Consider the following 467-nt stretch of genomic DNA (forward strand, 5'->3'; position numbering starts at 1 on the left):
ACGTTGTATCGTCGTACGTTGTCGTCGTTGCCGCTGTGATGGCTGTCGGTACCGCACCCGCACCAAATGTCGGCGCAATCGCCATCGCCGTGCTCAATCCCGTGGACGTGCTGGCTGCTTCCAATCCAATATTTTTAAACGGATTGCCATTGGTCGTCAATTGATCATAGTCAATAGTTACCGTGTAATTCGACGTTGCGAATACATTCGCCGTACTTCCCAACACGATGTCCATCGTTTTGTCATCCACCCAAACGACCGTTGAGTTCCCCCATGTCCCGTTCGACAGTAGGACTGCAGTCGCTAAATCACCCGCTGTAATCGACTGGTTCGTCGGAATGTCAAACACGATCCGGACGGTATCACTTGCTTCCGGCCCTACGTGTCCTCCATCGTTATGCCCTGTTACACTGACTAGACCCGGTTGTTGCGTACCCAATGTACCGCCCAGTGTAACTCCGCTTAAT

At 52.2% G+C, this 467-nt stretch carries 1 protein-coding gene; it reads right to left on the reverse strand.

What is annotated here, in order from left to right; all coding sequences use genetic code 11:
* The coding region (locus AB4114_RS35900; protein WP_441992690.1) for a hypothetical protein at positions 1 to 467 on the reverse strand (467 nt) is incomplete at both ends.

It is taken from the genome of Paenibacillus sp. 2RAB27, assembly GCF_052115445.1.
Taxonomy (GTDB): Bacteria; Bacillota; Bacilli; order Paenibacillales; family NBRC-103111; genus Paenibacillus_E.